We start from the raw sequence: 550 nt of genomic DNA, 5'->3' as shown, positions 1-550 counted from the left end.
GCGAAGGCTCCAGCGTTGAACATCAGCGCTCCGGTCACATCCGCCCGAGCGTTGTTCCGCTGCGATGAGGCCAGGATCTGCCCGACAACGGCCGTCAGTTCAGTCTCAGATCCGTGAAATAGGTTCTTGCTGGCGTAGACGAGGCGATAGAGCTCACTCATGGGGCATCCATTAAGTTGGGTGACTCAGGATTAGGGTTTGTAGCTTGCGATGAATTGCAAAAGATCATCCGCCGGTATTGGCCTGCTGATGAGGTAGCCCTGCACGTCGGTGCAGCCTTCATCGCGAATGCGCTGCATCTGCTCCGGCGTCTCCACGCCTTCGGCAACCGTCGTCATGCCCAGGCTCTTGCCGAGGCCTGCAATCGCCCGGATGATCGCGTCCCCATCGGGCTTGCCCGACAAGTCCTTCACGAAGGACCTGTCGATCTTGATCTTGTCGAACGGGAAGCTGCGCAGGTAACTCAAGGACGAGTAGCCGGTGCCGAAGTCGTCCATCGAGACGCGGACCCCGAGCTCACGCAGTCGATGGAGCGTCTGCAAGGTCCTCT

At 59.5% G+C, this 550-nt stretch carries 2 protein-coding genes; both read right to left on the bottom strand.

Going from position 1 to position 550, the window contains the following annotated elements:
- Positions 1-161: BLUF domain-containing protein (locus MKL09_RS21420; protein WP_244023498.1), on the bottom strand; the 161-nt coding region annotated here is incomplete at its 3' end.
- A gap of 30 nt (positions 162-191) precedes the next feature.
- Positions 192-550: EAL domain-containing protein (locus MKL09_RS21415; RefSeq protein WP_244023496.1), on the bottom strand; the 359-nt coding region annotated here is incomplete at its 5' end.

This window comes from Methylobacterium sp. J-048 (genome assembly GCF_022829515.1).
GTDB lineage: Bacteria > Pseudomonadota > Alphaproteobacteria > Rhizobiales > Beijerinckiaceae > Methylobacterium.
This window is presented reverse-complemented; position numbering and strand designations above follow the sequence as displayed.